Annotated in this window: 22 protein-coding genes; 19 read left to right on the top strand and 3 right to left on the bottom strand. The window is 42.2% G+C overall.

What is annotated here, in order from left to right; translation table 11 throughout:
• The first annotated feature begins 36 nt into the window (after positions 1 to 36).
• Entirely contained in the window at positions 37 to 1,041 is a 1,005-nt protein-coding gene (locus tag MHN30_RS07480) for a hypothetical protein (protein WP_130165537.1), read from the top strand.
• Between the two features lie 92 nt (positions 1,042 to 1,133).
• Here the strand turns inward: MHN30_RS07480 and MHN30_RS07485 are convergent, their stop codons facing one another.
• A complete protein-coding gene (locus MHN30_RS07485) occupies positions 1,134 to 1,370 on the bottom strand; it encodes a hypothetical protein (protein ID WP_095726550.1) in 237 nt (78 codons plus the stop codon).
• Between the two features lie 336 nt (positions 1,371 to 1,706).
• Between MHN30_RS07485 and hisG the strand changes: the two genes are divergently transcribed.
• The 12 genes from hisG (at position 1,707) to MHN30_RS07545 (ending at position 12,246) form a co-directional block, all read left to right on the top strand.
• The gene (gene hisG, locus MHN30_RS07490; protein WP_039495263.1) at positions 1,707 to 2,606 is read left to right on the top strand and encodes an ATP phosphoribosyltransferase; all 900 of its coding nucleotides are present in this window, start codon (positions 1,707 to 1,709) and stop codon (positions 2,604 to 2,606) included.
• 4 nt (positions 2,607 to 2,610) lie between these two features.
• Positions 2,611 to 3,906, top strand: a complete 1,296-nt coding sequence (hisD, locus tag MHN30_RS07495) for a histidinol dehydrogenase (protein ID WP_239359111.1) — start codon at positions 2,611 to 2,613, stop codon at positions 3,904 to 3,906.
• Complete coding sequence (gene hisC / locus MHN30_RS07500; RefSeq protein WP_239359113.1) at positions 3,899 to 4,966, top strand: histidinol-phosphate transaminase; 1,068 nt, start codon at positions 3,899 to 3,901, stop codon at positions 4,964 to 4,966. The genes hisD and hisC overlap by 8 nt, the downstream gene beginning before the upstream one ends.
• Positions 4,963 to 6,024: a bifunctional histidinol-phosphatase/imidazoleglycerol-phosphate dehydratase HisB gene (hisB, locus tag MHN30_RS07505; RefSeq protein WP_239359115.1), complete on the top strand. Its 1,062-nt coding sequence runs from the start codon at positions 4,963 to 4,965 to the stop codon at positions 6,022 to 6,024. The genes hisC and hisB overlap by 4 nt, the downstream gene beginning before the upstream one ends.
• Entirely contained in the window at positions 6,021 to 6,611 is a 591-nt protein-coding gene (gene hisH / locus MHN30_RS07510; RefSeq protein WP_239359117.1) for an imidazole glycerol phosphate synthase subunit HisH, read from the top strand. Before hisB ends, hisH begins: the two co-directional genes overlap by 4 nt.
• A gap of 11 nt (positions 6,612 to 6,622) precedes the next feature.
• Complete coding sequence (locus MHN30_RS07515; RefSeq protein WP_239359119.1) at positions 6,623 to 7,357, top strand: 1-(5-phosphoribosyl)-5-[(5-phosphoribosylamino)methylideneamino] imidazole-4-carboxamide isomerase; 735 nt, start codon at positions 6,623 to 6,625, stop codon at positions 7,355 to 7,357.
• Entirely contained in the window at positions 7,339 to 8,112 is a 774-nt protein-coding gene (gene hisF, locus MHN30_RS07520) for an imidazole glycerol phosphate synthase subunit HisF (protein ID WP_239359121.1), read from the top strand. The genes MHN30_RS07515 and hisF overlap by 19 nt, the downstream gene beginning before the upstream one ends.
• Positions 8,109 to 8,720, top strand: a complete 612-nt coding sequence (hisIE, locus tag MHN30_RS07525; protein ID WP_211856993.1) for a bifunctional phosphoribosyl-AMP cyclohydrolase/phosphoribosyl-ATP diphosphatase HisIE — start codon at positions 8,109 to 8,111, stop codon at positions 8,718 to 8,720. Before hisF ends, hisIE begins: the two co-directional genes overlap by 4 nt.
• A gap of 219 nt (positions 8,721 to 8,939) precedes the next feature.
• Positions 8,940 to 9,440 (top strand): hypothetical protein, encoded by a 501-nt coding sequence (locus MHN30_RS07530; protein WP_239359123.1) that lies wholly within the window; start codon positions 8,940 to 8,942, stop codon positions 9,438 to 9,440.
• Positions 9,441 to 9,833: 393 nt separating this feature from the next.
• Positions 9,834 to 10,625: a dermatopontin-like protein gene (locus tag MHN30_RS07535; protein ID WP_239359125.1), complete on the top strand. Its 792-nt coding sequence runs from the start codon at positions 9,834 to 9,836 to the stop codon at positions 10,623 to 10,625.
• Positions 10,626 to 10,740: 115 nt separating this feature from the next.
• On the top strand, positions 10,741 to 11,502 hold the full coding sequence (locus MHN30_RS07540) for a glycosyltransferase family 25 protein (RefSeq protein ID WP_239359127.1): 762 nt from the start codon (positions 10,741 to 10,743) through the stop codon (positions 11,500 to 11,502).
• Positions 11,503 to 11,697: 195 nt separating this feature from the next.
• On the top strand, positions 11,698 to 12,246 hold the full coding sequence (locus MHN30_RS07545; protein ID WP_045990127.1) for a YkvA family protein: 549 nt from the start codon (positions 11,698 to 11,700) through the stop codon (positions 12,244 to 12,246).
• 91 nt (positions 12,247 to 12,337) lie between these two features.
• Here the strand turns inward: MHN30_RS07545 and MHN30_RS07550 are convergent, their stop codons facing one another.
• The gene (locus MHN30_RS07550; RefSeq protein ID WP_130165546.1) at positions 12,338 to 14,116 is read right to left on the bottom strand and encodes a PDZ domain-containing protein; all 1,779 of its coding nucleotides are present in this window, start codon (positions 14,114 to 14,116) and stop codon (positions 12,338 to 12,340) included.
• A 178-nt stretch (positions 14,117 to 14,294) separates the two neighbouring features.
• Here MHN30_RS07550 and MHN30_RS07555 point away from each other — a divergent pair, with 178 nt between their 5' ends.
• From MHN30_RS07555 to MHN30_RS07580, 6 genes are all read left to right on the top strand, one after another.
• Positions 14,295 to 15,827 carry a GGDEF domain-containing protein gene (locus tag MHN30_RS07555; RefSeq protein ID WP_130165547.1) on the top strand — a complete coding sequence of 511 codons (1,533 nt, stop codon included), beginning with the start codon at positions 14,295 to 14,297 and terminating at the stop codon, positions 15,825 to 15,827.
• A 103-nt stretch (positions 15,828 to 15,930) separates the two neighbouring features.
• The gene (ppnN, locus tag MHN30_RS07560; protein WP_045990124.1) at positions 15,931 to 17,274 is read left to right on the top strand and encodes a nucleotide 5'-monophosphate nucleosidase PpnN; all 1,344 of its coding nucleotides are present in this window, start codon (positions 15,931 to 15,933) and stop codon (positions 17,272 to 17,274) included.
• A 1-nt stretch (position 17,275) separates the two neighbouring features.
• Positions 17,276 to 18,046 (top strand): flap endonuclease Xni, encoded by a 771-nt coding sequence (gene xni / locus MHN30_RS07565; protein WP_130165548.1) that lies wholly within the window; start codon positions 17,276 to 17,278, stop codon positions 18,044 to 18,046.
• 139 nt (positions 18,047 to 18,185) lie between these two features.
• The gene (locus MHN30_RS07570) at positions 18,186 to 18,569 is read left to right on the top strand and encodes a DUF3192 domain-containing protein (protein ID WP_010377120.1); all 384 of its coding nucleotides are present in this window, start codon (positions 18,186 to 18,188) and stop codon (positions 18,567 to 18,569) included.
• Between the two features lie 167 nt (positions 18,570 to 18,736).
• A complete protein-coding gene (locus tag MHN30_RS07575) occupies positions 18,737 to 20,428 on the top strand; it encodes a hypothetical protein (RefSeq protein WP_130165549.1) in 1,692 nt (563 codons plus the stop codon).
• 196 nt (positions 20,429 to 20,624) lie between these two features.
• Entirely contained in the window at positions 20,625 to 21,632 is a 1,008-nt protein-coding gene (locus tag MHN30_RS07580) for an isocitrate dehydrogenase (protein WP_010377116.1), read from the top strand.
• 34 nt (positions 21,633 to 21,666) lie between these two features.
• On the opposite strand, the gene MHN30_RS07585 is transcribed toward MHN30_RS07580, so the two are convergent.
• Positions 21,667 to 24,648 (bottom strand): immune inhibitor A domain-containing protein, encoded by a 2,982-nt coding sequence (locus MHN30_RS07585; protein ID WP_130165550.1) that lies wholly within the window; start codon positions 24,646 to 24,648, stop codon positions 21,667 to 21,669.
• Between the last annotated feature and the right edge of the window lie 237 nt (positions 24,649 to 24,885).

Consider the following 24,885-nt stretch of genomic DNA (forward strand, 5'->3'; position numbering starts at 1 on the left):
CAATAGTGATAATGGACACACTAAAAAGGACACAACATGTTTATTAAGTCGCTTATAAATACCTCTTGCACGGTTATTATTTTGTATAGTGCTTTAACATATGCACAGCAACCCAATTCTCAAATAACAATGCTGGAGTCTGCTTTTTATCATCGTCAGTATCAGCAAGTCACTAAAATGCTTAACACGCTAAACGATAAAGAGCTTGATGCTGAAATAATGGCCGTGTCAGTTGCGGTTGCGCAAAATGATGATAATAAAGAAACACTGTTAAACACCTTAATTAAGCGCCATATAGACAATGCAAAGGTGCATTTTACTGCGGGTAATTTATGGTATCAAATTAAACAACAGTCAAACCTTTTTAATAAACTTAGCTTAGTTGAAAAGTCTAACACGCACTTTATAAGAGCTGCAGAATTGGCGCCAAATAATCCTGAGTACTTAGTATCTGCAGCGAAAGCATTAGCTATAGAAAGTGGTTTTTGGGATTCTGAAAAAAAAGCATCAAAAGCGATAGTTGATAGACTAAAAGCAATGGATGACCGATACTATAACTTGGCTTTGATGGATTACTTACAAAACACACAAAATGAAGAGTTAGCCCTAGAAACGGCAGCTTTTGTGGGTCAACATTATGCGCAAGATATCGTTTTGATCCATCGAGCTGCTAACTTATTGTGGACTTTTTCAGCGAAAGACGCAGCGCAGCGTTTATTCACTAACGGGTGCCTGATTGAGCAAATCGCATTAAGCCAACTACCAACGTGGAGAGATGCTTGTGTTTCATCGGCTTATTTAGCGCTTCAGCAACACGGTGATAAGCGTAGGGCTGTTGACGCTATGGAACACTTATTGGAAAAAGAGCGAGTACAGGATGAGCAGCATATAGAGTATTTAATGCTTCAGGCTGAGTTGTACCGGGAGCTCAAACAAAGCGAAAAGGCTAGAAGTGCCTACCTTCAGGCATTGAATCTCACCAAAGAGCGTTCAATTGAGCGAGATATTCACCGGGCTCTCGCTGGACTAGATGATACATAAGCTAGGCTCGAACAGCGGGTGGGATATGTAGGGGGAATAGATAAACTCAGGTATTGAGAGATGTTCAACAGGTTATTTTATGCAAAATAAATCTACGCCCATGTATCAAGATTCTCACCCTTATGTTCTTCGTGAGATTTTTCCTCTTCATCTTCGCTTTCTTTAATTTTTTCATGCTCAGCAGCTTGGCGTTTAAGTTCGATCTCGGTTTTTAGATCTTTCTTAACCTTTTCAATCTTATAGTGCTGCACACCAGCTACATGAAATGCAGACTTATGAGTTACATCTAGCCGTACGATTGGGCCTAAAAAAGGTTTAAATGCATCCATCTGTTCCCCCACTAACCTACTGTTGGTCTTACTTATTATCGGCTGTTATAAGCTATTCTTTAATTTGCGTAAAAAAATGATTGCCAAGTAGAACAAAATTATGTTTATCTATAAATGAACTTTTTGAACAGCAGATATATTACAAAGGTAACATCATGCTAATGACACTGACAGCAATTCATCATCACCATCATCATACGGGATAACCTGTCAGTTATTTCGCTGGTGGGTTATTCCTTAAAGGAACCTCCGGCGAAGCAAAAAGTATAGTCAAAGTTTATTTCGCCCCGAGGTTCCGCCTCGGGGTTTTTCATTTAAAGAATTAGGAAATAAATAATGAGCAACAGCAACCGTTTAAGAATCGCAATCCAAAAATCAGGCCGTCTTTCAAAGGATTGCCAAGCCCTACTCAAACAACTTGGTGTAAAACTAAACCTACGTGAACAGCGTTTAATCGCCCACTCCACTAACATGCCTATTGACGTACTTAGAGTGCGTGATGACGATATTCCAGGCCTTGTAATGGACGGCGTTTGTGATTTAGGCATTGTTGGCGAAAACGTGTTAGAAGAAGTTCAAGCTGAACGTGTTCGCAACGAGCAGTTTGCTGAAGTCACTAAACTTTCAAAACTGGACTTTGGCTTTTGCCGTTTAGCGCTGGCGTGGCCACAAGAGCTAGGTCAACAGGAAAAAGCGTGGTTTAACGGCAAACGCATCGCAACCACCTACCCTGAGATTTTAAAGCAATATCTAAAACGTGAGAACATCGATGCTAGCGTGGTCATGTTAACGGGCTCGGTAGAAGTAGCACCTCGAGCAGGCCTCGCTGACGCCATTTGTGACTTAGTATCAACCGGTGCAACGCTTGAGGCTAATGGCCTTATGCAAGGCGATACCATCTTAGAATCTAACGCTTGCCTCATTCAAAATGCAGCATTGACTGACCAAAGTAAGCTTGCGTTGATCGATAAGCTAATGCCACGCCTTAAAGGGGTGAAACAAGCAAAAGAAAGCAAGTACATCATGATGCATGCACCAAAGAATAAGCTAGATGAAGTATGTGCGTTACTTCCAGGCACAGGCCAACCAACTTTACTTGCACTTGCTGGCAGCGATGAATATGTTGCACTTCACATGGTCAGCTCCGAAACCCTATTTTGGGAAACGATGGAAGAGTTAAAAGCGCTTGGTGCTAACTCGATTCTCGTCATGCCAATTGAAAAGATGATGGAGTAACAGCATGTTTGATTGGCAGCAAGCCACCAGCGAGCAACGCAGCGAATGCTTGAGCCGTCCTGCGGTCAAAGTGGGTGATAAGGTAAAAGCGGCAGTTGAAAAGATAATTGATAACGTTGCTTGCAATGGCGACACCGCGTTACTAAGTTATGCCGAGCAGTTTGACGCCCGTGTTAGCCCAAGAATACGGGTAACGGGAGCAGAGCTTATTGAAAGCGAATTTGCGTTAACACCTGAACTTAAAAGTGCTATTGACCAAGCGTATAGCAACATTAAAAAGTTTCACCAGTTGCAGTTACCACAAAGCAAGAAAATAGAGACTCAGTCAGGTGTGACCTGCGAGCTCAGGTATCAAGCGATAGAAGCCGTGGGTTTATACGTGCCAGGTGGTAGCGCGCCACTGCCTTCTTCTGTATTGATGCAAGGGGTGTGTGCGCAGCTAAGTGGTGCAAAAACAATCGTGTTGGCGACGCCGGTCAAAGGCGATAGCCAAATACATCCTGCGATTTTGTATGCGGCTAAATTGTGTGGTGTTACCGATGTGATTGAATGTGGTGGTGCAGGTGCAATTGCTGCCATGGCGCTAGGTACTAACAGCGTACCAAAAGTGAACAAAATTTTTGGTCCAGGCAATAGCTTTGTCACAATGGCAAAACAGCTGCTTGCTCAGTCAGTGCCGGGACTTGCGATTGATATGCCGGCTGGCCCTTCAGAGGTGTTAGTGATTGCAGATAAGGGCGCTAACCCAGAATTTATCGCCGCCGATCTACTTTCTCAAGCGGAGCATGGGGAAGACTCGCAAGTTATATTATTGGCGTCTGACAGTCAACTTATCGAAGAAACTGAAGCTGCAATCGAGTGTCAACTAAGCAAGCTTAGTCGCGCTGATATTGCCAGAGCTGCGCTTAAAAATAGCACGCTGATTTTAGTTGAGAGCATAGAGCAAGCCTTTGAGATCTCAGCAGAGTATGGGCCAGAGCACCTTATCTTACAGATAAGAGATGCGGAGCGTTTCCTGCCGCTAGTAAAAAACGCAGGCTCAGTGTTTGTTGGTGACTATACGCCAGAATCAGCAGGTGACTATGCGTCTGGCACCAACCATGTATTGCCAACCTATGGTTATTCAAAAACCTATTCAAGTTTAAATCTGATGGATTTCTATAAGGCTTACACAGTACAAACCATCACAAAAGAAGGCCTGCGTGGTTTGCGCTCTGCCATTTTACCTTTGGCACAAGCTGAGGGCCTAGATGCACACGCGAACGCCGTTAAAGTGAGGTTGGAGAATAATAATGACTAATATTGCGCTACCAAATAACATTGAAAAGCTTAAGGCCTACAGTTCTGCGAAAAGTGCAAAGCTAACAGGCACCACGTGGCTCAATGCCAATGAAAGTCCATACGCTCGTGTGCTTGAAATGCGCTTTGATAACTTAAACCGTTATCCAGATCCGCAGCCACAAGCGGTAATTGATGCCTATGCAGGCTACGCTAAGGTCGAGCAAGCAAATGTACTGATGACGCGTGGTGCCGATGAAGGCATTGAGTTATTAATACGCACATATTGTGAACCGGCTAAAGATAGCATTGCAATCTTTACCCCTACCTATGGTATGTACAAAGTTACGGCAGACACCCACAACATCGCTATTAATGAATTAAGCCAAACGCAGCTTGCCAATGACGATGTGGATACACTGACCGCTGCAATTGGCGACGCTAAACTTGTCTTCGTTTGTAATCCAAATAACCCAACCGGTGCAATACAACCTGCCAGCAAAGTCGCTGCACTTGCAGATAAGCTTAAAGGCCGTGCAATCGTGGTCGTAGATGAAGCTTATATTGAGTTCTGTGAAGAAAAAACCTGTGTTGAGCTTATCAAAGAATTCTCAAACGTTGTTGTGCTGCGTACGCTATCTAAAGCGTTTGCACTGGCAGGGCTTCGCGTTGGCTTTATGTTAGCGAGTGAAGCGCTATTGGCACCGGTGAGAAAAGTGATTGCGCCCTACCCTGTTTCTACAGTAGTGGCACAAATAGCAGCAACAGCGTTAACGTCAGATGCGATAACGCAGATGCGCCGGCAAGTCTCTATTTTGAACCTAGCAAAAAAGAAGCTTATACAATGGCTACAAGACAGCGAGTTCGTAAGCGCAATATTATGCGGCGAAGGCAACTTTGTTACTTTACAGCTAACCGACAAACAGTTTGTGGTTCAAGCGATGCGCCAAGGGTTAATCATGCGGCCATTTGTGCTGTTTGGCGAGGACAACTGGTTGCGGATCTCTATCGGCAACGAGCAGGAATTAAAACAAGTAGAAAACTGGCTGAAACAATGCCAAGTGACTGAGGAAGTATCATGAGCGCCCCCTATTTATTCATCGACCGCGATGGCACTATTATCGAAGAGCCAATAACCGATAAGCAAGTGGATAGCCTAGAGAAGTTGGCACTATTACCCAATGTGATCCCAGCGTTATTACAACTGCAGTCGTTTGGTTACAAGCTAGTGATGGTATCTAATCAAGATGGTCTCGGTACAGATAGCTTCCCTCAAGCTGATTTTGATGCGCCTCAAGACAAAATGATGCAAATCCTCACCAGCCAAGGGATCCGTTTTGAGGAAGTTCTGATCTGTCCTCACTTTGACGAAGACAACTGCCAATGTCGCAAACCTAAAACAGGATTACTCACAGAACTGATGCGTTCTGGTAAAGTGAATCTTAGCAAATCATTTGTTATTGGCGATAGGCAAACCGATATTCAGCTTGCAGAAAACCTCTGCATTGAAGGCATTCTCTACGAAGATAACTGGCCTGCTATTGTGACGCAGTTAACCACCTTAAATCGCAGTGCACAAATTGCTAGAAATACCAAAGAAACACAGATTTCGGTAGCGATAAATCTGGACCAACAAGCCAATGGAGAGATTTCAACGGGGCTTGGTTTTTTCGACCATATGCTAGATCAGATCAGAACTCACGCTAACCTTGGCCTGAATATTCAGGCGAGAGGTGACTTACATATAGACGAGCACCACCTCGTAGAAGACATCGGAATTGCCCTTGGTCAGGCCTTTAAGACCGCGCTTGGTACAAAATCACAAATCGCACGTTATGGCTTTGCGTTGCCTATGGACGAATGTAAAGCAGAATGTCAGTTGGATTTATCTGGACGCGCGTCTTTTGTACTTAATGCTGACTTTACACGAGATAAAGTGGGTGACTTAGATGTTCAAATGGTTGAGCATTTCTTTAAATCCTTCGCGGATAATGCGGCAGTGAGTTTAATTTTGAGCGTAAGCGAAGGTAATGCCCACCACCAAGTTGAGGGTTTATTTAAAGCGTTTTCTCGTGCTATTCGTATGGCAATTGCAACTGATGCGTCACAGCAAATGGCAAGTTCTAAGGGGTGTTTATGATTGCAATTATTAATACTGGTTGTGCCAATATTAACTCAGTGCGTTTTGCATTTGAGCGCCTTGGTGTGACGCCTGAAGTGATCACTGCACCGGAGAAATTAGTCCGCTTTGAACGAGCCATTTTACCCGGCGTCGGCCACGCCAATGTGGCAATGAAGCGCCTAAATGAGCAAGGCTGGGCAGAGGCAATAGCCGACTATCAACGGCCTTTGATGGGGATTTGTTTAGGAATGCAGCTGCTTTGTGAGTCTACTGAAGAAGGGGATATTCCGTGCTTAGGTCGCATTCCGGGTAAGGTTGAGTTATTAGAGACTAACGAGTTAACTGCACCGCACATGGGCTGGAATAATCTTCGTGTGGTGAAGCCTCATGCGCTCACTACAGGGCTTAGTGAACAAGACCAAGTGTACTTTGTACACAGTTTTGCGCATACCATCAATCAATCGACACTGGTTTCGGGTGAGTACGGTCAAGCGTTTTCTGCGATTGTTGCAAACGACAATTATGCCGGCATGCAATTTCACCCTGAGCGCAGCGGCAAGGTTGGCACGCAGCTTTTACAAAACTTTATTAATTGGCAGCTATAAAAGGACGAACAATGATTATTCCCGCTTTAGATGTATTAGAGAACAATATTGTTCGTTTGTATCAAGGCAAGTACGAAACCGCACAGTTTTACCCATTTAATTTAGCTGAGCGTTTACTTGAATACCAAAACGCAGGCGCAGCCAAGCTACATTTGGTGGATTTAGAAGGCGCTCGTGACCCGAGCAAAAAGCAATGGCGCACTATCCAAGCGGCGACTAAGGCTTTATCTGTTCCCTTTCAGGTAGGCGGCGGTATTCGCAGTATTGACGACGTAAAGCAATGGTTAGATGCCGGAGCCGCCAAAGTGGTGATAGGCTCGATGGCGGTAGATAAAAAACAAGAAGTTGCTGCGTGGATTAAAGCATGTGGCGCCGATAAATTTGTGATAGCACTTGATGTGAACAAAACCGAGAGCGGCTGGTCTCCAGCTACTCACGGCTGGCTAAATGATGCGAAAAGCGATCTATTCGAGCTATTAGATTTTTATGTTGAGCAAGGTGTAAGTGATTTTTTATGCACGGATATCAGTAAGGATGGCACGATGACAGGTCCATCGTTTTCCTTATACGAAGACATCACTAAGCATAACAGTGCAATTAAAGTACAAGCATCAGGGGGCGTGAGCTCTCTTGACGATATTGCACGGCTTGCAAAGCAACAAGTAGGTGGAGTGATACTTGGCAAGTCGCTACTTGAAGGTGTATTTAGCGTTGAGGAGGCTTTAGCATGTTATCAAAACGCATAATTCCTTGTTTAGACGTAAAAGACGGTCAGGTGGTCAAAGGTGTTAAATTTCAAGGCCATGAAGTCGTCGGTGATATTCTTGATCTCGCCCAGCGTTATAGTGAGGCAGGTGCTGATGAACTGGTGTTTTATGAGATCAGTGCTAGCGTCGAAAAGCGTTTGCTCGATGTCAATTGGGTAGCTGAAATTGCCAGACATATCGATATACCATTTTGTGTAGCTGGTGGGATTAAATCGGTGACTGATGCGGCTCGAGTGCTTGAGCAAGGCGCGGATAAGATCTCCATTAACAGCCCTGCCATTGCAAGGCCTGAACTCATTAAAGAGCTACATGACGAATTTGGTAAGCAATGTGTGGTTGTAGGCGTAGACAGCTTTTATGATAAGCAAACTCAAGAGTATTTAGTGTACCAGTTAACTGGCGATCCGAATGCTGCAAGCCGTACTCGATATAAAACGCAAGAATGGGTCAAACGAGTTCAAGATCTTGGTGCTGGAGAGATTGTACTTAATTGTATGAATCAAGATGGCGTGCGTAATGGCTATGACATAGCGCAGCTCAGCGCAATTAGAGCGCTGTGTAAAGTGCCACTTGTCGCCTCTGGCGGCGCAGGCAGTATGCAAGACTTTGTTGATGTATTTAAACAAACTAATGTCGATGGTGCTTTGGCTGCAAGTGTATTCCATAAAGGTGTGATTGACATTCCAAAGCTCAAGCAGTTCTTAATAAATAATAATGTGGCGGCACGACAATGATAATTAATAAACAAAACATAGCAGAAGTAGATTTTGATAAGTCAGCACTCATTCCCGCTATCGTACAAGATGTATTAACCGGGGTAGTGTTGATGCAAGGCTTTATGAACAGAGAAGCCCTTGAGGCGACGCTAGAAAAGCAGCTCGTCACTTTTTATTCGCGTTCAAAATCGCGTCTTTGGACCAAAGGTGAAACCTCAAACAATGTTTTAACCTTGGTGGAAGTACATACCGATTGTGATAAAGACAGCTTGCTGATTTATGCAAAGCCGCAAGGTCCAACTTGCCACCTCGGCAGCGAAAGCTGCTTTGCGGACACCATGCCAGAGCTTGCATTTTTAGGAAAGCTTGAGCGAGTGATTGCCCAGAGGAAAAATGCATCTCCTGAAAGCAGTTATACCGCCTCTTTATTTGCTAAAGACTTAAGTCGTAGTTGTCAAAAAGTGGGAGAAGAAGGGGTTGAAGTGGCGCTGGCGGCGATGAAAAACGACAACGAAGAGTTGCTCAATGAGTCCGCAGACTTACTGTATCATCTTATTGTCTTATTACAGCGACAGGGCCTTACACTCAGTGAGGTGGTCAGTACGCTCAAAGATAGGCATAAGTAATTTGCGCTTTGGGTAAGTAATCCTTTCGCCTATCTTTTCGCTGGCTTGTTCCAGACATCGTGCATTAACAAGCCAACCTACCACCATCGGGATAAATCTGTAATTAGATCAACCCCTGTTCATATAAATAAGGTAAACTTCTCATAGTCTTACAACTATGCAGTGGCAAAATATTAGTCTAACTTTAATGGTGCGATTGCGAACAGTATGGAACGGTTTATGAAAACAAGATTACTTGGTCTAATGCTGGCAGGGTTGACAGCTGCCGGATGTTCAACATTGACCCCTGAGCAACAAGAGAAGCTCGATGATATGTCTAATTGCGAGAAACTTAATGCACTTCTAAGTGCATCACCCAATGGGTTTTCTGCGCTTAAAGGTGCTGAAGTCGGTGCAAAGTTAATGAACTCTTGGCAGGCCAAGGCACATCTAGTTGGCAATAAATGCCAAATCATAGAAAGCGCTTCTGGAAAATCAAAATATACCTGTTCTGAGCAGTTCAAGGAATACGAAAACGCGGTAAAAATCCATAACTATGCGCAGAGTCTCGCAAAGCAATGTTTAGATCACTCTTGGGTTGGTGATAGCCAAAAGAGTGGCCAGCTAATGCGTACGGAAATTATGTCACCGAGCTCTACTAGCAAAATTGCAATTGAACTAGGCAAAGGCCTCGACAAAGTCACGCCATGGATCGTTACGTTTAATGTGACTGAAAAATAAGATGTAAAATACGGAGAAGCGTTGTGCTTCTCCTACCCTATCCCCCCTAGCATTCCTCCTTTGCAATCCACTTTACTTTGTCTGTTTGAGCGTTAATAAATTTTTAATTGTTGCTTTACTCGATTCTAATGTCGCTTCGCGTGGCGTCTTTTATATGAAAATAGTGAATAGTAATTGTGGTGTAACGCGATAAAAATTTAGAAAAAATAAGCAGTATATATTTTGAGGGGGGGTGGGATCTGCAACAGTCTATATTTAATTGATGCTGATTATGCATTTCTTTGGTTTTGATGTGTTAATAAAAAGCTTGTTTATTAAAAAAAAGTAGCATTTAATTCAGCTGCTATTTTTGTTGTTAGCGCTAAATTAACTACTATTTTTAAAGGAATTAAGATGAACACATTGATAAAGTTGTCTGCTCTATCCCTCTCTCTTGCTATGTTTTGTAACCCTGCTTCGGCTAATGAACAAGCTAAGCCATTTGAGTATACAGTAAATGGCAGTGTATATGAGATCCCCGCTTCTCAAGCTAAGAATCTAGATGAGATAATTGCGCTAATAGAAACTAATAACGATGTTTCAGGTTATGACGTTACTGAGACTAAGTTAGCAAAAACTGAGCGCACAGAAATTGCCAGCGATTTTTCAGCGCTAGCTGGTGGTAACTTACGCGTTTATAGTGAACTCAATACGGGGTATTTAAATGATTTTGACCAAGCATTTACTTACACTTGTCCAAGTAATATGTTTATTAAATCAATCTCAAGCTACCACCAAGATAAACAAGAAGACAGACGCTTTAGCTTAGTCTGTGCAAAATTTACAACGGATAGCGGCAGTCGCATTTATCGTAAAACGACAAAGTGGAGCGGTTACGTAAATTCATACGATCAAGCGTTTAACTTTGTTTGTCCTAATGGTCAATTCTTTGTCGGAATGTCAAGTCGTCACGATAATGGCACAGAAGACCGTTTGTTTAACTTTAATTGCGCATCTATGGCAACCTCGAGCACAGGCGCTGCACTATTCGCTGAATCATGTATTACAACACAATACACAGGCTACGACCAACCTTGGACATTAGGCGGTAATGGTGCAATCATCGGCATGTCAAGTCGCCATGATAACAGAACGGAAGACCGTCAGACTGCAGTGAGTTATTGCTCAGCTGCGAGTGATTGGTAATACTTCCCTATAGAGTAGGGTTGATACCCTACTCTATGTCAGAATTTCGTCATTTCACTGTCATACAAAAGTCGCACACTCAAAATGTAATTAGTTAGCGGATTTAAGACTCATTGTGACCAAACCGAATATTTTTCTCATCAATTTAGATTCTTGTACTGATAGACTCAAGGAATCTACTCTCCAGTTTGATAAGTTCTCACTACCCTTTGAAAGGATAAGCGCTGTAAAAGGTGCAGAGCTGAGCGCAGACGTTTTAGATGCGAGCTATTGTAAGTTAAAAAACGCTAAGCAATATTTCCGGCCTTTAACGTTAGGAGAGATAGGTTGTTATTTAAGTCATATAAAAGTACTGAGCAAAATTGTTGAGTTAGAACTGCCCTATGCTTTTATTTTTGAAGATGATTTCCAACTACACGACGACTTAGCACAGATTGACCAACTGATCGCTTCATTGCCATTTGATTGGGATATGATCAAGCTATTCCAGTCTCAGAAGAACAAACGCACTCCGATTGCAAGCTTTCCGCTAAATAAATCACTATCGTTATTTATGCAAAATAAGGTACCCGCCGGAACCGTTGCTCAGCTTGTAAGTCTCAAAGGGGCAAAGAAAATATTATCCAAATCAATTCCTTTCGGCAGACCGATTGATATTGATTATCAACATTTTTGGGAAAAAGATCTAAGCGTATTCGTAATGAGTCCTTGTCCTGTTAGTCATGGTGAAAAGTTTGCGAGTACCATAGATAGAGCACCAAGTGTTACAGGAGCAAAGCGGTATTTTTGGCGCAAGCAATTGCTTCAGATAAATAAGTTTATAAAAAACAAGTTTTATCGCGTGCTGGTTCTCAAACGCTATCAACAACACTTCTAGTTATATGGTGCGAAAGCCGCTGTACGCCTTTTGAACAATGGGTTTTATACTTGTACGTAATAGAGAAAAATTCGTGTTAAAAGTGTAATTTATGGGAAGACTTCTGAAAAAGATGTGCTAGTATCTAAGATTATTGCAATAAGTTTAACTTTTTGCTTAAACCATTAATAATAACAACGTTGAGGGAGCACAGACGTGTCTATAGAAATCAACTTTGAACTCTCTGATTCAGATCTTGAACACTTCCGTGGAATGATGAAAGCTGCTATTGAAAAAAGTGGCGATGTAAGTGACGCCGAAATCATTGCTAAAGCGCGTGATTTAGTGGCAACGATGGAGAAATCCAACCTTCCTGAATTTGTAAGCACTCGTCTAATTTCGTTACAAACGCTAATTGACGCAGTGTTAGATGAAGAATGGCAAATGCCTGAAGATGAAAAGCGCGAGATCATGGCTTCTCTTGCTTACTTCAGTGAGCCTGAAGACATCGTTCCAGATCATATCCCAGTATTGGGCTATGTCGATGATGCGATTATGATTGAACTTGTGTTACAAGAATTGTCGCTAGATTTAAAAGCATACCGTGAATTCTGTGGCTTTAGAGCTACTGAAGAAGCAAGACGTGGTGATAATGCTAAGGTCGATCGTGAAAGCTGGCTTGCGGGCACACGCTCTCAGATCCGTTCTTCTATGCGTAGAAGTCGTTCTAAAAACCGTTCACGCTTCTTTTCTCGCATTATGTAAGTTAAGTAGCCCTAAGCTTAGCTAATTGCTTTTTAGCTTAGGGCTGTGGACTATAAAAGGGCTGATAATCATCAGCCCTTTTTGATTGCCATTATTTTATTTCATTTGGGTGAGAAACCCCCATCCACGCTTTATAAAGTAACGCTTGCTCGCTTGATGGGTTAGGTGTAAATGTTATCTTTTTAGGCTTATCATGGTCGCGGTCAAGCTTGATTTTCGTATTCATCAACTTATCACGACGGATAAAATCTACCGTGATTGTTTGACCTGGCTTGAAGTTTTCTAAGCTCGCTTTTAAATCTTTACGAACAAGGTGCTTATCAAATGCAACGATAAGGTCGCCTGCTGTTAGCCCCGCTTGCCATGCATTTCCATCTCGAGCTACATGGGTCAGCTCCAGTAATTCACCCTTTTGTCTTGCCATACCATCTAAGCCTGCGATCATTTTAGCCGACTCTGGATAATCATAAACAAGTCCTACTTTGTCGAATAACTTGTCAAAGTCTATGTTCGCTGGTGTGTCAACATATTCATTCCACCAAGTATTGTAGTCTTGACCGGTAAGCGCTTTTAGGATGTTTTTAACATCTTCACTGGTGAAGCTATTTGGCAATTTATGCTGTTGGTAAAGCGCTTTATGAACGTCACGGTAGCTAATTTTTCCTTTTGATTTTTCGAGTAAGTCGATATCAAGTGCCATGGACACCAACGCACCTTCTGAATAGATATTGGTGCTGTAATTTATCCCATGATCGCCACCTTGATTGATCCATTTATCAAAGCTCGTTGCAGCAACCGACTGAACATGACGACCAGGAGTTTTCAAATGACGATTAACACGCTTAGTCAGCATTTTAAGATATTCGTCATTGGTGGTGATCCCTGCACTTAGCAGCAAATAATCCTCAAAGTAGCTGGTTGAGCCTTCAGCTAGCCACAACAAATCCGTGTAATTTGGTGCGACGTAATCATAAGGAACCATGCCCGCTGGGCGATAGTTTTTGACATTCCACGTGTGGATGAATTCATGTGCTGCTGTAGAGATAAAACCAATATAGTCATCTCTTTCTTTAAAACTGTCTCTATGTCTTTGAATAATCGTCGAGTTTAAGTGCTCTGTTGCCCCTCGTGCACTACTGGTTGCATGCACCATAAAGACATAACGGTCATAAGGATAATCGTGCCAAATGAGCGTGCCGGTTTGAACGAGTTTTTTAAGATCCGCGAGCATTTGGTCAGCGTCATAGTTACCCTCGCCCCAAATAACTAATTCATATTTGCGGCCATCTACTTCAAATTTGTGTAGCTGATTAATACCAGTTTCAATAGGGGAATCTAACAATATGTCGTAGTTATCAGCTTTGAAGCTGTGTTTTGAATCGGCAAAGTCCATACCAGAGACAGAGCGCCAGCCTTTAGGTACATTGAGTTCAACAGAAACAGGCTCAGATCTGAAAGATTCACTAAACATCAAAAAGCCAGATGCATCAATAAACGCGTGGGTGTCATCTATGTGTCTGGCTCGAAGACCTAACTCATTGGCATAAATCTGATATTTAACCGTCAGCTCGGTAGGCTCGCTAAGGTGTACACGCCATGTGTTTTTATCAATTTTTTCCCATTTTTGTGCTTGCCCGCTTTGAGATTTTGCGTCAAAAAAGCGTACGCCGTTGGCTAAATCCAATATCTCGTAGCGACCTGTACGCCAATCTGGAAGTTGCACATCAATGCTTGGTTGTGAGGATTTTGGGAACTTAACTTCTACTTCTGCAAGGTGATGCTGTGGTTGTGTAATTGAAATATGGTAGTCGACGTCAGCATAAACACTAAAGGTTGCTGTACATGCTAAGGCAATAAGACTTTTCTTCATTATTTTTGTTTCGGTAATTCGAGATAAAATCAATTTACCAAATCAGCGACTTACACGCGAAGTAATATCGATGAGTAAACAGCAAACTCCGATACTTTACCGTGTTAAATTTCTGCGCATAACGGCGTAATTTGTTGTAGACTTAGTAACTAAGAGATTATTTTATGATTGGAAATCTGTGACTGACAATGCCGTAATGCTCGAGCAGAAATTAAAGCAAGCCATAGAGGCTAGAAAAACGCTTGAGGATGCAAGAAAACAACAAGTAGAACTCCTTACTCAATTTGCTGCAAAGTTATCTTTAGCCTGCAAAGGGCAAGATGTTTCACTTGATAATCAGTTAGCTAAATTTCGTATTGCACTTAATAAAGGCGTCGATTTTGAGCTGCTTGTGCCTTTTATTGACGGAATTTCCGAGCCGCTAAAGTCACAAGAAGTGACCAATTCAAATAATCAAAAAGCATTGCAAACGGCAATTCAGCAAAGCGGAAAGTTACTGCAGAAGCTCAAGGGATTACCAGATGAGTCGCGCAGAAAGTTGCGTCATTTATTGGATGTAGAACTTGAAGATATCAACTCTACTAATGCTTACATCCCCGCGTTAGAGTCTTTGGTTTCTATCTACCATACGGTTTTACAATCAAAAGTAGAAATTACAGAAGAAACATCTCATAGCCACTACCCAGAACTAGCTGCTGAACTTCAAGCTTTGATCAACGAATTAATTTTCGAAGATGAAGTAATAGAAAAGGTTAAAGAGATCCGCGCAAGCGTTGCGGAAAACAATAGTTTAGATAATTTATATTCAGCAGCGACAGAAATCATTAAAATTATTGCGCAAACGATTGCCAAAGAGCGCCAATCCGCACAAGGTTTTTTGGTTTCACTGAATCAAACACTGGAAGAGCTACATCGCTCTATTGTTGAAACAACGGCGCGTTCAAAATCAACATCTAAAGAACTTCAGTCGTTAAACAATAAAATAGAATTAAAAATTCAAAACTTAAATCAGCAAACCCAAAACGCTAGCTCAATAACTGAGCTTAAAGCCTTGGTCGACAATGAGTTGAAACTACTGAGTGCTGATTTGATAGAGCGTGAAAGGCTTGAAAAAAATGAACGAGAGGCGCTGCTTGACTCGTTTGATGCAATTAATAATCGTATTAACACCTTAGAGTCTAAAGTTTCAAATTATAAAAAGCGACTCAGCGAACAAAAGTTCAAAAGCCTATTGGATAGCTTAACTAAGTTACCAAATAGAGCTGCTTTCGATGAGCGTCTAACCCATGAAATGCACCTATTTGAGATAAACGACTCAGATGTGACGCTGGTTGTCATCGACGTTGATCACTTTAAATCTATCAACGACCGTTATGGTCATAGTGCGGGCGACAAAACATTGCAAGTGATCGCACGAGCCCTTAAAAAGTCTATTAGGAAAAGCGATTTTATCGCACGCTACGGCGGCGAGGAATTTGTTTTGCTAATGCCAGGTATGCCGCTGACTCATGCGCAAAAACCGCTTGAAAAAGTAAGGCAAGTCATTAAATCTATACCATTCAAATTTAAAGAAAAAGAAGTCGAAATTACGATTTCTCTCGGTGCTACTCAGTTTGTCAAAGGGGACACTGCATTGAGTGCCTTTGACCGAGCTGATGCAGCGCTTTATGAAGCGAAGAACAGCGGGCGAGATAGATTGTGTTTTAAGTAAATAGAGCTAACTTGGGCAAAAGCAGAGTGGCGAAACATTATACTCGTCCCCGCTTTGCTCAGTTATACCAATTCGCTGCGCATTACAAACAAGGAGTAAGCCTATGCAAGTAGAGCTAAACCCAACTGGGGTTCTTAACTTATTATCAAGATTGGAAGTCGATTTACTTCAGCAGTCAACCACAAGTGAGAGATACAGGCTTTTTAGAAATTGTGCATTGGCGGTGTTGAATGTAGGAAGTCATACTGATTCCAGTTCTGAAATCTATAACAGATACGAAGATTTTGATATCCAGCTACTCGCACGCGAGCGAGGAATAAAAATTGCGTTAAGCAACCCCCCCGAGTCAGCTTTTGTCGATGGTCAAATAATTACCGGTATCCATGAGCACATATTCTCCGTGATCCGCGACATACTTTTTATTTGTCAAAAATACCACGGTGAAAATAAATCGCCGGTAGAAATCACCCATATGGTTTTTGACATGCTGCGTAACGCTGATGCGCTTGAAGTGAATAAAGACCCTAACATGATTGTCTGTTGGGGCGGTCATTCAATCAATGAAGTTGAATACAAATACACCAAGGAAGTGGGTTATCAACTTGGCCTTCGCGGCCTAAACATTTGTACTGGTTGTGGACCAGGCGCAATGAAAGGCCCGATGAAAGGAGCTACAATTGGTCATGCTAAGCAACGGATCTCGAATAACCGTTATTTAGGCCTTACCGAACCCAGTATTATTGCCGCTGAGCCGCCTAACCCTATTGTTAATGAGTTAGTGATTTTGCCTGATATCGAAAAACGTCTAGAAGCGTTTGTACGCATTGCGCATGGCATCATTATTTTCCCAGGCGGTGCTGGAACAGCTGAAGAGCTGCTTTATTTACTGGGTATTTTGTTACATCCAGAAAACGAAAAGCAATGTTTACCTGTGATTTTAACTGGCCCTAAAGAGTCAGCTGCATATTTTGAAGAACTCAGTGCCTTTGTTGAAAAAACACTCGGGAAAGAAGCTCTGTCTAAGTTTGAGATTATCGTAGACAATCCAGAGCTGGTAGCCAAAAAGCTCAAACAATCGATGGCAACGGTGCGTGAGTATCGTAAGTCTGAAGGTGATGCCTATTACTTTAATTGGACATTAAAGATTGAAAATGATTTTCAGCATCCATTTGCACCAACCCATGAAAATATGTCGGGCTTAGACTTACACCTAGAGCAACCAAAACAATTACTGGCCGCTAACTTAAGACGTGCTTTTTCTGGTATTGTTGCCGGTAACGTGAAAGATGAAGGTATTACAGCAATTAAACAGCATGGTCCGTATGAACTAAGTGGTGATAAATCACTGATGGCCGATATGGATAAGCTGCTAGGTGCATTTGTGGCTCAGGGGCGAATGAAGCTACCTGGGAGCAAATATATACCGTGTTATAAAATTAAAGCTTAGAATGAATAATTTGTTGTTAATAGATGCGCTTAACCTTATCAGGCGCATCTATGCTGTTAACGAACCAAAAGGTAATAAAGAACAAGAGGCCCATATAAAGGCCTCTTGTCTTCGTGTAGAGCAAGCTACTCGTAGCTTGTTACGTAAAACGGGGGCGACACACGCCGTTGCAGTCTTTGATGGTGATAAGAGTTGGCGTTATCACTTCTACCCAAAATATAAAATAAGCCGTCAACCAATGCCCGAATTCCTAAATCAGAACCTCGATAAGTTTTCAGAAGCGTTCGCAAATGTCGGTGTTAAATCATTTAATCCCGAACATGATGAAGCTGACGATGTTATCGCGACGCTTGCCTGTAAAGCCGCTACCGCCAATGTTAACTGTACGATAGTATCGACTGATAAAGGCTTCTTACCCCTGATAAATGAAGCTATCTCTGTGTACGACTATTTCAAAAAGTCGATAATTTCTATTGAAGATATCAAAAGTCGATTTTCTGTCACCCAAAGCAAGCTCGAAATGTTTTGGGCACTAAGTGGCGACAAGACGAACGATATCCCTGGTGTTACAGGGGTTGGGGTCAAGACGGCGCAAGAGCTACTCGCAAAACATGACGACTTTGAGAGTATGCTAAAAGATGAGACCGTAAAACCTGCTGCAAAAGCAAAATTAGAGGCCGGAGCAAGCGACTATGTTACCAGCCTTGCACTAGTGACACTAAGAAGAGATATTGAAATTGGCTTTAGTTTGAAGGATATACGAGTGGTTTGAAGGGACTTTTGATTAGCAATGTATTACATCGTCGCTAAGCGCTAGGCGAATGTAGATGACTTTGATATATTGCATACAAGCGTATCTCAATTTTTGCAGATACAAGGTCTGTTTTACCCATTCTTTATTGAGCAGTTAGATGATTAGGAAAATACTACAGTACATATTTCTTGGCCTTGCGGTTTACGTTACTGTGGTGTTTCTCGTGATCAATTATTATAAAGATGACCCGCAAGCGATGATTTGGCAGGACCGAGAAGCGTTTAACAATCGTTTCATTCGTAATCTTAGCCTTGAAAAGCCGACTGAGTTAGACACTGTGTTAGATACCTTGGGTAGCCCGGATCTAACGTATGTAAAGAAGAAACAAGACAATACGATTGTACAAATTGTGTTTTATCGCACTCAGCTTGTAAAACCAGATGGTATTACTACGGAAGATGAATGCACCGGATTATTGTTTGAAAATGGCATATTAAAGCTTTGGGGACCTGGTGCTCGGGTCACATTTGATAAAGTGTGATACCAATTAAATTAATCTTCCAACCAATTTGAAGGGTAAAATACCATATTAGCTTCGTTAACAACGCCTCATTTAGAACAACTAAATAGCAATGTTTTTGCCTTGCTAAGAAAGCTATTTTACCGTTTTAAAATAGAGCGTTTACTTAATAAAATTGGTAAAGATAGATGGATGCAAGGATAGTTACTAGTAAAACGCTGTTCGCGATAGCCCAAGGTACACACAAAGTATTACGTCTTTATTATCACAAAGAGAAGTGGTCTTCTATCTACCCTACCCTAGTTAAACTTGCACAGCTTTATATGGACTGTTATGAGTCCTCGCCTAGTAGCATGCATGGGCAGCTTGGACTGTATTCACAAAACTTGGGTTACAACACTAATCTGGTCATGAATCAAAATGTGTTGGTTTGTATGGCTTGTCAGCACTTAAAGTTTTCTCGTGCAGTAACCGAAGAGCTATTGCTTGCAAGCTTTGCGGACTATTTATGCGTAGCGAGAGAAAGCGATCAACTCGCAGCAGGTAAAAATTTAGATGCACAGCAAGATAAGCTTTGGAAAGTTCGCCATCAATTGGCTGTACAAATACTGAGTGATGGGCAAACACCTAACTTGCAATGTTTGCGAATTTTATCTCGCCTTTCAAACTACGACAGCAAGCTAGTGGCTTCTACCCCTCAGCGCTTTAATGACCATGCTTCTTTGATTGTGGCAATCGCTCACCGATTAGCAAGCTTAATAACGCCAACACACAAGCAAAATTGCGTGGCTTTAGACAGAGCGATTAAGCTTCTTTATAGCAAGCTCAGTTATGCTTTTGCATTAAAAGTGCTGAGTGCAATTGCAGGAGCATTTGTTAAACATCCTGCGGGGTTGCTGTGCGAGATTAAAGGCGAAGTGGGCTTTTTGGTGATACAAAGCAATAGTGAAAAGATAATTGCTGTTGTCGAACAAGGGCAAACCAAAAAGCTGGCGAAGGCCAACCGTAAATTCCAGTTTCACTGTGGTTTAACTGCAACAACAGATGCAAAGCTACTTTACAATATCTGGGACCGAGCTGCTGAACCGGCAGCACTTCCATTCGGTTCTGAACATTTACATCTACTAGAAACAGTAAAAGCCTTATCTCACAGTCAATTTCAAAGTATTCGTGCACTTGAAAAGCTGATTTGCGAGTTCGATTCGGTGTCAAGTGCATTGCAGATCGCAGCAAAGCAGTATAACCGTGAAAATCTAAAAGCCGCATCGGTTAGGCATTCTCTTGCCATGGTAGGACTTGATGCAGCTGGATTACTGGCGCAGCGGGTGTTGCTTGAACAAATTATAACAAATCACAAGCTTCCTTTTACAGAAGATGTAGTGCATAAATACGGCATAATTAGTCAAATCATTGCCTTATATGTGGGTGAGAGTTATGGTGAACAATTTGAACGTTTGTTGTCGCCATTTGCAGCAGTTATTGTGTTTCTGGTGACCAAACAAGGGGTTGAGATCCAACATGCTACTGCGCTCCATTCTCGTGAGTATTCAGAAGAACTAGTATCAATTGCTAACCTATTTGGGATCCGCGCAATAGCAAAAGATAAATACCTAGACTTTAATCAGCAGTATTTTGAAAAAAGCATTCTTCATAAGGCAATGCTAGATAGCGAAACGTTAAAAAAATCTCAGACCAACACGCAGTGTAAACTGTTCATTTTTATTAAACTGATTGCACTTAAAGTGATATCACCCACTTTTGTGTTAACTGCATGGCAGAAACAATTAGTCGATGACGTATTAGCTGAAAGTCGTTTTGTTACCGCACAAAAGTTTGATGTAGCGCTACTAGAGGCCGGATTTTACTCATCTATTGCCTGATATTTATTCTATAAATACTATCAATAACAAGCATAAATCATATGTATGTCATTTTTTCATTCCATACTGGAATAAGACCTAATTAATTGCTATAAAACGCGGCTTAAACAAGCGAACGTACACCTTTGTTAATTTCTACTAAACTTAGTCTGCAATTCTTCTCGGGTGTATTCCAACTTTTGATAAAGGAAAAAACATGGCACAGCAAACCATCACAGTTATCCGTGGCGACGGCATTGGCCCTAGCATCATCGATTCAGCAATCGAGATCTTAAAAGCCGTAGGTTGCGACTATGAATACGAGTACGTAGACGCAGGTTTGGCTGCTTTAGAAAAAACAGGTGAATTACTTCCAGCAGCAACGCTAGAAGCAATTGAGCGTAACAAAATCACGCTAAAGGGCCCATTAACTACACCTGTTGGCGAAGGTTTCACTTCAATCAACGTGACATTGCGTAAGCATTTTGGCCTTTACGCAAACGTTCGTCCAGTTAAGTCATTTGAAGGTACTAAAGCACGTTACGATGATATTGATATCATTACCGTACGTGAAAACACGCAAGGTATGTACTCAGGTCTTGGTCAAGTTGTCTCTGAAGATGGCAACGAAGCGGAAGCAATGTCAAAGATCACTCGCGAAGGTGCTGAAAAGATCGTAACTTTCGCTTATGAGTTAGCACAGCGTGAAGGTCGTAAGAAAGTAACAGCGGTTCACAAAGCGAACATCCTAAAATCAACTTCAGGTCTATTCCTTAAAGTTGCTCGTGAAGTGGGTGAGCGTTACCCTGAAATTGAATCAGCAGAAATGATCGTTGATGCTACTTGTATGAAACTTGTAATGACACCTGAAGAGTTTGATGTGATCGTCACAACAAACCTATTCGGTGATATCCTTTCTGATCTTTGTGCGGGTCTTGTTGGAGGTCTTGGTATGGCGCCAGGTGCAAACATTGGTACTGATGCTGCAATCTTTGAAGCGGTTCACGGTAGCGCACCAGATATCGCAGGCAAAAACCTTGCAAACCCAACTTCTGTTATTCTAGCTTCAATTCAAATGCTTGAGTACTTAGGCGAAGCTGATAAAGCGGAAAAAATCCGCAGTGCAGTAGCTGACGTTATCAAGAGCGGTGACCGTACAACGCGCGATCTTGGTGGTAGCCACGGCACTACCGATTTCACACAGGCGGTAATTGAGCGCCTTTAATTCTTAACGCTCAATTTAATCCTTGGGTGGTGCGTTAGCACCACCTTCTTCTTAATCCCACTAGTACTCCACCAATTAACGCAAACCATCCGATACTGCCGCCAGACGATCCGCTATCACCAGAGTCTATCGGCGTTGTTGGTGCCGTTACTGTGATCTCAACAGTACCTTTCGTGCTTTGTTCTGCACCATCCGATAGCGTTAACACGACATTATATGTACCCGCTTGAGCGTAACTATGCGTTGTAGTTAAACCAGAACCTTGTGTGCCATCACCGAAATCCCAATTAGCTTGATAGTTACCATCACCACCAACAGCAGTTGCGACAAAGCTTGCCTGTAAGTTAGATGTGGTCGCTGTGGCTTCAATGCTTAGAGGTACTACGACTGTCACTGAGGTTGATTTAGTTGCCGCTTCACCTCCGGCGTCTTTCACATTAAGCGTTACCGTGTATGTGCCGCTTAGCTCATAGATATGTTCAATTGAGTTTGATGTTGATGTTGATGTTGCTGTTGCTCCATCACCAAAGTTCCACTCAAGCTCATAAGGCGCTTTACCACCAATGATCTCGGCATTGAAGACAAAGCCTTGCCCTACTGCGGTCGCTTTGATATCACCGACTGTAAGCGGGATTGGCTCGACGTTGCCAACGCTAACATTTGAACTCAGCGCTGAAGTGCTACCGTCAGCTTTGGTTCGTGTGAACATTACCGTATAGTTGCCGATATCTTGATAGCTGTGAACAGGTGAAAGCGCGTTACTTGTTTGTCCATCACCAAAGTTCCACAAAAAGCTATCTGATTCGTTTAATGCCAAGCCTTTTACATTAAACTTAACGGTGTTTTGCGATTGTACTTGAGTGATTTTAGGGTCGCTTAGATAAATTACACCGACTTGCGCGCTGCTTGCATCTTCTTCTATGGTATTCAATCTAAGTTGAACACCAAAACCTGGCAAACTAACACCTGACTCTTTTTGGATGGAGAAGGTGTAATCCTGAGTATCATCAAACGTACTGATTGGCGTGAGATGTTGATCGCCAAGACCTGCTTTTTGAGTATCTAAACGCAGTGTTGCATCTTTGACTTGAATAATACTCGTTGCGGGTGTTGTGCCATCGGCTTTGAAAATTGGGTTTTGGTCTTGGTCAATCACCAACATATCGCCAGTACCGGGGTGTAACGAAGTGGAGTTATTGCTTTGCCCATCGTTGCTGTACCACATCAACACACCTGAATTGTAACCAGACAAAGATAAACCCGCATCTAACCCTCTAAATGAGCGTAAATGCGCGTAGTAAGCGTTACCAGATTTAGCTCTATAGCCGGAAATCTTACGAAAACCGTTGTAGACTAAGTCGTCTGTTGGCTCTGCGGTATTGGTATAAATTTGCGAACCATCCGCTGTCACCGCGATGTTATCGAGTAATACCCCTTTAAGGGTTTCAAAATCGTCAGTTTGATAAACGAATGTAACGGTGACAGTTTGTCCTCGGTACGCTGAGATATCAAAATCTAGCGTAATTGGGTTAGCCCCAAAAGCCGACGACTCGCCATCCATGTAATTAGTGACACTGGCATAATTTGGATGATTTGATTTTGTGGTATTGCCAGCAATTGGCTGTCCATTTACCGCCACTTGGAAAATATCGTAGTTAAGCTCGATACTATAATTTGCAAGCATGGATAATGAAATTTGGCTTGCGTTTGGTAAGCTTACGGTAAAACTTGCTTGGTTATTGAGTTTGTCGTCTTGTCCGGAGTAATAGTGATAATTTCCATCAAGTGGCGTTACGAATTCCTCTAGTTCTGCAGGCAGATTTATCTTTATTTGATTCGTAGTACCATTGTTCACCCCAATATCTGTGAGCGTTACCGTTTGTTCTGTGCTCAAATCATCAAATGTGTATTCGGTTTGGGTTAACCAATTTCCTGCATAATTTTGTTGTAAAAACTCAAGGCTTTTAGGGGAGAACTGGGTGGGCTGCGAGCCACTTAATTGACCTAAGTAACTGCCTGAAGACATGACTGACCAAAGCGCAACAGGTTCACCTATGTCATTGGAATTTAAATCGTATTCGTCCGGTAACCCAAGGTCATGACCAAACTCGTGGACAACCACACCGATTGCAGCATCAATAGGATTAATGGTGTAGTTATAAATCTTGTAGTTGGTATCTGGAATTGTCTTTGGCTGGTTGTTTTCGTCAAATACGAAGAAACGATGTGACCAAATTGCATCCGTATCTAATACGCCGCCACCTGCTTCTTGACCGATACTTGAATGAAATAACATGACATGGTCAATAATGCCGTCAGGCTCAAGGCGGTTGCCATCACCATCTATGTCATTCAAATCTGTTTTATCGTACTCAGATAAGTCGATATTAAATTGCGTTACAGCTTTGCTTACAGCTTCAAACACCAACTCTTCAGGTCTTAAGTCTCGGGTATCGCCTTCTTGTTCACCATAGTAGGCTGCATTTTGAGCGGCTCTTACCCAGCCAAATGCATTGCCAGATACCTTGAAACTGCCGCCTGAGGCCGCTTGATAAAACTGGGTAGCGGATTGCAATGATTCATTGTTAGGCCCGTTATAGCCACTATCTGAGTACAATAATGATTGGTAGTGAGACGCGGGATAGCTCGAGTAGTACATATCCGTATCACCTGGGTTTAGTCGGTTTTGGTCGTTAGGCAAATCCGGGAAATCGACCAGAATAGCAAGAATTTTCGCTTCATTAAGTGCTTGCACCGTGCCCACTGCAAATTGTTTGCCTAACTTAGTATTGCCAAGGTGCACATTTTTAATTGCATACGGTGTTTTTATTTGGCTGGCAATGGGCTTTGTTTTGGTGAATTGCTCAATTGCAATTTTCCGCTCGTATTCACTCAGTGTCCGGCCGAGCTTTTTCTCCTGCCAGTAGATAACCTGATCTTTGTAGAGCACCTGCGCTGACGCAGCACTTGATAGCAGCGTGACCGATGACAATATGCTTAGTTTAAAAATATTCATCTAAGAGACCCCAGTACAATTGAGCTTTAAGTTTAGCATTTTTATCGCTTTGTTCCCGTATAAGTGCTACTAAATAAAAAATCTAATTGGTGGTGAATTTTAAATTGAAATGTAATATTTCAACAATTGAAAGGTGGAAAGGTGGAATTTATATCTAATACTGTGTAGGCTAACTTTGACATCAACTTAAAGGCAAAATAATGACTAATTTCTTTCAACTAATCGTTCTCGTGGTGG

The organism is Pseudoalteromonas sp. OF7H-1 (genome assembly GCF_022347825.1).
Lineage (GTDB): Bacteria > Pseudomonadota > Gammaproteobacteria > Enterobacterales > Alteromonadaceae > Pseudoalteromonas > Pseudoalteromonas maricaloris.

Bases quoted from the DNA above. Each gene is read 5' to 3' on its own strand.
- MHN30_RS07550 (WP_130165546.1), bottom strand. From the start codon at position 14,116: ATGAAGAAAAGTCTTATTGCCTTAGCATGTACAGCAACCTTTAGTGTT.
- MHN30_RS07530 (WP_239359123.1), top strand. From the start codon at position 8,940: ATGAAAACAAGATTACTTGGTCTAATGCTGGCAGGGTTGACAGCTGCC.
- hisC (WP_239359113.1), top strand. From the start codon at position 3,899: ATGACTAATATTGCGCTACCAAATAACATTGAAAAGCTTAAGGCCTAC.
- MHN30_RS07535 (WP_239359125.1), top strand. From the start codon at position 9,834: ATGAACACATTGATAAAGTTGTCTGCTCTATCCCTCTCTCTTGCTATG.
- MHN30_RS07480 (WP_130165537.1), top strand. From the start codon at position 37: ATGTTTATTAAGTCGCTTATAAATACCTCTTGCACGGTTATTATTTTG.
- ppnN (WP_045990124.1), top strand. From the start codon at position 15,931: ATGCAAGTAGAGCTAAACCCAACTGGGGTTCTTAACTTATTATCAAGA.
- MHN30_RS07575 (WP_130165549.1), top strand. From the start codon at position 18,737: ATGGATGCAAGGATAGTTACTAGTAAAACGCTGTTCGCGATAGCCCAA.
- hisF (WP_239359121.1), top strand. From the start codon at position 7,339: ATGTTATCAAAACGCATAATTCCTTGTTTAGACGTAAAAGACGGTCAG.
- MHN30_RS07585 (WP_130165550.1), bottom strand. From the start codon at position 24,648: ATGAATATTTTTAAACTAAGCATATTGTCATCGGTCACGCTGCTATCA.
- hisD (WP_239359111.1), top strand. From the start codon at position 2,611: ATGTTTGATTGGCAGCAAGCCACCAGCGAGCAACGCAGCGAATGCTTG.
- MHN30_RS07570 (WP_010377120.1), top strand. From the start codon at position 18,186: ATGATTAGGAAAATACTACAGTACATATTTCTTGGCCTTGCGGTTTAC.
- hisG (WP_039495263.1), top strand. From the start codon at position 1,707: ATGAGCAACAGCAACCGTTTAAGAATCGCAATCCAAAAATCAGGCCGT.
- hisIE (WP_211856993.1), top strand. From the start codon at position 8,109: ATGATAATTAATAAACAAAACATAGCAGAAGTAGATTTTGATAAGTCA.
- MHN30_RS07515 (WP_239359119.1), top strand. From the start codon at position 6,623: ATGATTATTCCCGCTTTAGATGTATTAGAGAACAATATTGTTCGTTTG.
- hisB (WP_239359115.1), top strand. From the start codon at position 4,963: ATGAGCGCCCCCTATTTATTCATCGACCGCGATGGCACTATTATCGAA.
- MHN30_RS07580 (WP_010377116.1), top strand. From the start codon at position 20,625: ATGGCACAGCAAACCATCACAGTTATCCGTGGCGACGGCATTGGCCCT.
- hisH (WP_239359117.1), top strand. From the start codon at position 6,021: ATGATTGCAATTATTAATACTGGTTGTGCCAATATTAACTCAGTGCGT.
- MHN30_RS07485 (WP_095726550.1), bottom strand. From the start codon at position 1,370: ATGGATGCATTTAAACCTTTTTTAGGCCCAATCGTACGGCTAGATGTA.
- xni (WP_130165548.1), top strand. From the start codon at position 17,276: ATGAATAATTTGTTGTTAATAGATGCGCTTAACCTTATCAGGCGCATC.